We start from the raw sequence: 7,237 nt of genomic DNA on the forward strand, positions 1-7,237 counted from the left end.
TCGGCCTTGCCGTCTCCATCGGCCGACAGCGCGCGGCACAGATCCTTCATCGCATTGAGATTGTGGATCGGCCGCAATTCGTCAACATGCGGCAACATGGTCCTGATGCCGCTCGCCTTGGCCTCGAAGCCATCGAACCGCAGCAGCGGGTTGAGCCAGATCAGCCGCCGGCAGGAGCGGTGCAACCGGTCCATCTCGAAACCAAGCTGACTGCCGGGCTCGCGCTCGAGCCCGTCAGTGATCAGAAGCACCACCGCGCCCTGCCCCAGCACGCGCCGGCTCCATTGCCGGTTGAACGCGGCGAGCGACGGCGCAATGCGCGTGCCGCCCGACCAGTCCAGCACCCCACCGGAACAGGCGGCCAGCGCCTCGTCGGGATCCTTCTGCTTCAGCGCACGGGTGACATTGGTGAGCCGCGTCCCGAACAGGAAGGTCGACACGCGCTTGCGATTGTCCGTCACCGCATGGAGAAAATGCAGGAACAGCCGCGTGTATTGACTCATCGAGCCCGAGATATCGAGCAGCGCCACAATCGGCGGCTGGCGCGTCTTCGGCCCGAGATATTTCAGGTCGATCACCGCGCCCCCCGCCTTCATGCTGGAGCGCAGCGTACGGCGCAGGTCGATCATGTGACCGTGGAGCGACGGCCGAAGGCGCCGCGTCTTCACCTCGTCGAGCGGCAGCACCAGCTTGGCGATCGCCTGTTTCGCCTCGGCGATCTCGGCGGCCGACATCTGCGCGAAATCCTTCTTTTCCAGCACCTCGCGGTCGGACACCGTCAGCCGCGCATCGAGCTCGACCTCTTTCTTCTTCTCTTCCTGAGGTTTCTGCTGGCTCTTGAACATTGCGTCGAGCACGCGCTTCGCAGCCGGAGGCGGTGGCGCATTGTCCTTCTGCGGCACCACCTGCGGCAGCATCATCGCCATCAGCTGATCGAAATAGGCGCGCTTGCGGAAGAAGATCTGGAACGCCTGATCGAACAGGATCGTGTGCTCGTGCCGTTTCACGAACACGGCGTGCAGCGTCCAGTAGAAGTCTTGCCGGTTCGAGATGCCGGCGACGCGCAGAGCCTCAAGCGCATCCATCACCGAGCCGGGACCGACGGGAATGCCGGCCGTGCGCAATGCGCGCGCGAAATAGACGATGTTCTCGGCGAGCCGGCCCTGGGCTTCCATTTTAGGTCTCTCGACCCGTCATTACCGCTTACTCCGCCGCCTTCATCTGCGCGCGCACGTCGTCCAGCAATTCCTTCACCTTGGTGCCGTCGAGCCGCGCGATATCGTCCTGATACTTCAGCAGCACGCCGAGCGTATCCGACACCGTCGCAGGATCGAGCGCCACCACATCGAGCTCCGACAAGGCGGTTGCGAAATCCAGCGTCTCGGCAACGCCCGGCGCCTTGAACAAATCCATCTTGCGCAGGCGCTGCACGAAATGGACGATCTCCGCCGACAGCTTCTCGGCGATCCCCGGCACCTTGGTGCGCACGATTGCAAGCTCGCGTTCGGCATCCGGATAGCCGACCCAGTGATAGAGACAGCGGCGCTTCAGCGCGTCGTGGATTTCGCGGGTACGGTTCGACGTGATGATGACGATCGGAGGATGCGGCGCCTTCACCGTGCCGAGTTCGGGGATGGTGACCTGATAGTCGGCCAGCACTTCGAGCAGGAAGGCTTCGAAAGCCTCGTCGGTGCGGTCGAGTTCGTCGATCAGCAGAACGGGTGCGCCGGCGGTGTCGGGTTCGAGTGCCTGCAACAGCGGCCGCTTGATCAGGAAGCGTTCGGAGAACACGTCGTCCTCCAGCCGCCCGCGGTCGGTGTTGCCCTCGGCCTCGCCCAGCCGGATCGCGATCATCTGCGCGGCATAATTCCATTCATAGACAGCGGCCGAAACGTCGAGCCCTTCGTAGCATTGCAGACGGATCAGCTTGCGGCCCAGCGTCTCGCTCAGCACCTTGGCGATCTCGGTCTTGCCGACGCCCGCCTCGCCTTCCAGGAACAGCGGCCGACCCATTTTCAGCGCCAGAAAAAGCACCGTCGCGAGCGACCGGTCGCCGACATAATCCCCGGCCGTCAGCAGTTTCAGCGTGTCGTCGATGGAGGCCGGAACGGCGACTGGCGTGGCTTTGGTCACCTGCAAACCTTTTCAAAACGTGTCGTTCCGGGGCGCCGGAATGCCCGGATATGCCAGCTTGCCCGGCGCAACGTCCAGCCTACATATAGCGCGGTTCCACGCACCGTGAACGCCACAGCCGAGGAAGCAGCCATGTCCGACACGCCCGCCCACCCGATCGATCCGGGCGTCCGGATCGGCCACGTGCATCTGAAGGTCGCCAATCTCGACCGTGCCGTGCCGTTCTACCGGGATGTGCTGGGCTTCGAGGAGACCTATCGCCGCCCCGGCGCCGTGTTCATGTCGGCCGGCGGCTATCATCATCACATCGCGCTCAACACCTGGGAGAGCCGCGGCGGCCAGCCGCCCGCGCCGGGCACCACCGGTCTCTACCACATCGCGATCCTGTACCCCACGCGACGGCTCCTCGCCGATGCGCTGCGCCGGCTGATCAAGGCGGGCATCCAGCTCGACGGCGCGAGCGACCATGGCGTCAGCGAGGCGCTGTATCTGCGCGACTTCGACGACAACGGCGTTGAGCTTTACTGGGATCGCCCGCGCGAGGAATGGCCGCGCGACGCGGATGGCGGAATCCAGATGAAGACCGAGCCGCTGAACCTGCGAAGCCTGCTGGCGGAGCTGGAGCCGGCGCCCTCTGACGAAGCCCTCGCCTCGTCCTGAATCCGGTCACCCGTCATGGCCGGGCTTGTCCCGGCCATCCATGTCTTTTGTTCTCGCCGTCCTAAAACGTGGATGCCCGGCACAAGGCCGGGCATGACCGTTTTCGTGACTGTGAAGAGATCGTCGTCGGACGAGCGCCCTACTCGTCCTCGCCGCCGCGCTCGTTCGCCGCAGCCACCGCGCGGCGCGCCATCACGCCGACGAGGTGCGCACGATATTCCGCCGAACCGTGAATGTCGGAGTTCATGCCGTCCGGCGACAGCGTGATGCCTTCGAGCGACTTCGGCGCGAAGCGCTTCTTGAGCGCCTCCTCGAATTGCGGGATGCGGAACACGCCATTCGATCCGGCACCGGTCGCGGCGACACGGATTTCCGACGAGCGCTTCGACACGAACACGCCGACCAGCGCGAAGCCCGAAGCCGGATGCTTGAACTTCACGTACGCGGCCTTCTTCACGATCGGGAAGGCGATCTCGGTGATGATCTCGTCCGGCTCGAGCGCAGTTTCGAACATCCCCTTGAAGTAATCGTCGGCCGCGATCTTGCGCTTGTTGGTGACGATGGTCGCGCCGAGACCGAGGCAGGCCGCCGGATAATCGGCGTTCGGATCGTTGTTGGCGACCGAGCCGCCGATGGTGCCGGTGCCGCGTACATGCGGATCGCCGATCGAATCCGGGACGCTGGCGAGTGCGGGCATCACCTCCAGCAATTCCTTCGAATTCGCGACGTCGCGATGCTTGGTCATGGCCTTGATGGTGACGGTGCGCGGCGTCACCTCGATGCCGCTGAGCCCTTCGATCTTCGACAGATCGACGAGCAGCTTCGGCGCCGCGAGCCGCTGCTTCATCACCGGGATCAGCGAATGGCCGCCGGCGAGAGCCTTTGCGTCCTCGTTGCCGGTGAGCAGCGCCACCGCCTGTTTCACCGTGGTCGGACGCTCGAATTTGAATGCGTACATTGTCTTGGTCCTTTCGAAATCAGGCGGCGCGCGCAGGCGCCGATTGCTTCAGCGCGCGCCAGACCGCGGCCGGCGTCGCCGGCATGTCGATCTGTTCGGTGCCAATGGCATTGGTGATGGCGTTCATGACCGCGGCGGGTGCGGCGATCGCGCCCGCCTCTCCGCATCCCTTGATGCCGAGCGGGTTCGACGGGCATTCGGTCTTGGTCACGTCGACCTTGAAAGTCGGGAAATTCCAGGCACGCGGCATGGCGTAATCCATGAACGAGCCGGACATGAGCTGACCGTCCTTGTCATAGACCGCATGCTCCAGCAGCGCCTGACCGACGCCCTGGGCGATGCCGCCGTGCACCTGCCCTTCCACGATCATCGGATTGATGACCGTGCCGAAATCGTCCACCGCGGTCCATTTGTCGATCGTCACCGCGCCGGTGTCCGGATCGACCTCGAGTTCGCAGATGTGGCAACCCGCCGGAAAGGTGAAATTGGTCGGATCGTAGAACGCGCCTTCCTTCAGGCCCGGCTCGATCTCGCTCGTCGGGAATTTGTGGCCGACATAAGCCTGCAGCGCGAGATCGCCGAAGCCGATCGACTTGTCGGTGCCCGCCACCGAGAACTTGCCGTCCTTGAACTCGATGTCGCCTTCGGCGGCTTCGAGCAGATGCGCAGCGATCTTCTTCGCCTTGGCCTCAACCTTGTCGAGCGCCTTGACGATCGCCGACATGCCGACGGCGCCGGAGCGCGAGCCGTAAGTGCCCATGCCGAACTGCACCTTGTCGGTGTCGCCATGCACCACCGTGACGTTGTCGATCGGGATGCCGAGCCGGTCGGACACGAGTTGCGCGAAGGTGGTCTCATGTCCCTGGCCGTGCTGATGGCAGCCGGTCAGGATTTCCACCGAACCCGTCGGATTCACCCGCACTTCGGCGGATTCCCACAAGCCGACGCCTGCGCCGAGCGATCCGACCACCGCGGACGGCGCGATCCCGCAGGCTTCGATATAGGTCGAATAGCCGATGCCGCGGAGCTTGCCGCGTTTTGCGCTCTCGCGCTTGCGCTGCTTGAAGCCCTTCACGTCGTGGATCTCCATCGCCTTGGCGAGGGAGGCATCGTAATCGCCCGCGTCATAGAGAGAGGCGACGACGGTCTGGTACGGGAAATTGCGAACGAAATTCTTCCGGCGCAGCTCCGCCGGATCGACGCCGAGTTCGCGCGCGGAGACTTCGATCAGGCGTTCGACCACGAAGGTCGCTTCCGGCCGCCCTGCCCCGCGATAGGCATCGACCGGCACCGTGTTGGTGTAGACCGAATCCACCTCGCAATAGATCGAGGGGATGTCGTACTGCCCCGACAGCAGCGTCGCGTAGAGATAGGTCGGCACCGCCGAGGAGAAGGTCGACATATAGGCGCCGAGATTGGCGATGGTCTTGACCCGCATGCCGACGATCTTGTTGTTCTCGTCGAAACCGAGCTCGGCATGAGTGACATGGTCGCGGCCATGCGCATCGGTGATGAACGCCTCCGAACGGTCCGCGGTCCATTTCACCGGACGCGCCACCTTCTTGGCGGCCCACAGGCAGACCACCTCTTCCGGATAGATGAAGATCTTCGACCCGAAGCCGCCGCCGACATCCGGCGCGATGACACGCAGCTTGTGCTCGGGTGCAACGCCGATAAAGGCAGAGATCACGAGCCGCGCGACATGCGGGTTCTGGCTGGTGGTCCAGAGCGTAAAATGCTCCGAGCCGGGATCGAATTCGGCGAGCGCCGAGCGCGGCTCGAGCGCGTTCGGCACCAGGCGGTTATTGATGAAGTCGAGCCGGGTGATGTGCCTGGCCTTCTTCATCGCCGCGTCATTCGCGGCCGGATCGCCGATATGCCAGTTGTAGATGGTGTTGTTCGGCGCAACCTCGTGAATCTGTGGCGCGCCCTGCGCCTGCGCCTGCGCGGGATCGATCACCGCCGGCAGCACCTCGAAATCGGTCACGACCTTCTCGGCGGCGTCCTTTGCCTGCGCCAGTGTCTCGGCGATCACCACCGCATAGGCATCGCCGACATGGCTGACCTTGCCGGCCGCGAGCGCCGGATGCGGCGCCATCTTCATCGGCGAGCCGTCCTTGGAATTGATCATCCAGCCGCAGATCAGCGGCCCGAGCTTGTCGGCGGCGAATTCCTGTCCGGTCCAGATCGCGACGACGCCGGGCATGCTCTGCGCCTGCGTGGTGTCGATCTTCCTGATCCGCGCATGGGCATGCGGCGAGCGGAGGAAATAGGCGTAGACCTGTCCCGGCCTCGCGTGATCGTCGGTGTAGTGACCCTTGCCGGTGATGAAACGCTGATCTTCCTTGCGGCGCACGGGAGCGCCAATTCCGGTGGCAGTCATGGCAGACTCCTTCCCGAATTGTCGGCGAGTTCGTTTCGTTACTTCTTCATCGCCTTCGCGCCGGCAGCGATCGCCTTCACGATGTTATGGTAGCCGGTGCAACGGCACAGATTGCCGTCGAGTTCGTGACGAATCGTCTTGTCGTCGAGGTCGTGGCCCTTGCGATTGACCATGTCGATCGCGGCCATGATCATTCCCGGCGTGCAGAAGCCGCATTGCAGACCGTGATGTTCGCGGAAGGCCTCCTGCATCGGATGCAACTGCGATCCATTGGCCACGCCTTCGATCGTGGTAATCTTGCAGCCATCGACCTGCCAGGCGAAGGTCGTGCAGCTCTTGCGAGCGACGCCGTCGACATGGACGACGCAGGCGCCGCATTGCGAGGTGTCGCAGCCCACATGGGTGCCGGTCAGCCTCAGATTCTCGCGCAGGAATTGCACCAGCAAGGTGCGCTCGTCGACATCGGCGCTGGTCTGTTTGCCATTCACGGTCATCGTGACGGATGCCATGAGGTCCTCCCGGGCTTGAAATCGCAGTGTTCTTGGCCCGAAACCGGCCGACCCGCTCCCTCCGGAACCGAAATCTCGCCGTTTTCAGCAGTCTGGAACGGGAACAAGTCTTAACAGGCGTCGGAACCGCGTCAAGCGGCGCGTGGTCGAAAAGGGCGTCCGAGCCGCCGGACCGGATGCGGCGCTCGTGCAACACACGCGCTGAATGAGTCCGGGACGGATCGCGAGCGCACTTTAGTTCCTCCCTCAAAGTTGGGCATAACCGCGCCGCTGCCGCAATTCCTTCACCAAAAAATCCAGATCGGCGATCCGAAGCACACGACCGGTATCAATGGGTGGAGTGTGCGTTAGGCCCATATTAGCCAAACGTGTCGTAGGTAATTTTGGGTTTACGGCTTCGCCTTAAACCAACCGCATTGCGTAACGAGTAAAGCGTACATGAAATTCGCACTCGCCCTCGCCGCGGCGTTGATCGCGACCCCTGCCGCCGCTCAATCCGTCGTCGTCAAGCCGACCGCGCTCCTCTTTAACGGTCTTGCGCAATACCAGCCTGGAATCCTGACCCCGCTTGCAGCGCTCGCCAGTGACTTGCGT

The 7,237-nt window shown here is 63.6% G+C and carries 6 protein-coding genes; 1 reads left to right on the top strand and 5 read right to left on the bottom strand.

Annotation, left to right across the window (positions count from 1 at the left end; all coding sequences use genetic code 11):
• Together VN004_RS09500 and VN004_RS09505 are read right to left on the bottom strand one after the other, a co-directional pair.
• The coding region (locus VN004_RS09500; RefSeq protein ID WP_325609309.1) for a VWA domain-containing protein at positions 1–1,175 on the bottom strand (1,175 nt) is incomplete at its 3' end.
• Positions 1,176–1,203: 28 nt separating this feature from the next.
• Positions 1,204–2,133, bottom strand: a complete 930-nt coding sequence (locus VN004_RS09505) for a MoxR family ATPase (RefSeq protein WP_325609311.1) — start codon at positions 2,131–2,133, stop codon at positions 1,204–1,206.
• Between the two features lie 132 nt (positions 2,134–2,265).
• On the opposite strand from VN004_RS09505, the gene VN004_RS09510 reads away from it, so the two are divergent.
• On the top strand, positions 2,266–2,793 hold the full coding sequence (locus VN004_RS09510; RefSeq protein ID WP_325609313.1) for a VOC family protein: 528 nt from the start codon (positions 2,266–2,268) through the stop codon (positions 2,791–2,793).
• A gap of 139 nt (positions 2,794–2,932) precedes the next feature.
• Here VN004_RS09510 and VN004_RS09515 read toward each other — a convergent pair whose 3' ends face one another.
• From VN004_RS09515 to VN004_RS09525, 3 genes are read right to left on the bottom strand one after another with little or no spacing between them, the layout of a single operon-like run.
• Positions 2,933–3,751 (bottom strand): xanthine dehydrogenase family protein subunit M, encoded by an 819-nt coding sequence (locus VN004_RS09515; protein WP_325609315.1) that lies wholly within the window; start codon positions 3,749–3,751, stop codon positions 2,933–2,935.
• A 19-nt stretch (positions 3,752–3,770) separates the two neighbouring features.
• Positions 3,771–6,134: a xanthine dehydrogenase family protein molybdopterin-binding subunit gene (locus tag VN004_RS09520; protein WP_325609317.1), complete on the bottom strand. Its 2,364-nt coding sequence runs from the start codon at positions 6,132–6,134 to the stop codon at positions 3,771–3,773.
• Between the two features lie 38 nt (positions 6,135–6,172).
• Positions 6,173–6,643: a (2Fe-2S)-binding protein gene (locus tag VN004_RS09525; protein WP_325609319.1), complete on the bottom strand. Its 471-nt coding sequence runs from the start codon at positions 6,641–6,643 to the stop codon at positions 6,173–6,175.
• Between the last annotated feature and the right edge of the window lie 594 nt (positions 6,644–7,237).

It is taken from the genome of Pseudorhodoplanes sp. (assembly GCF_035565855.1).
Taxonomy (GTDB): Bacteria; Pseudomonadota; Alphaproteobacteria; order Rhizobiales; family Xanthobacteraceae; genus Pseudorhodoplanes.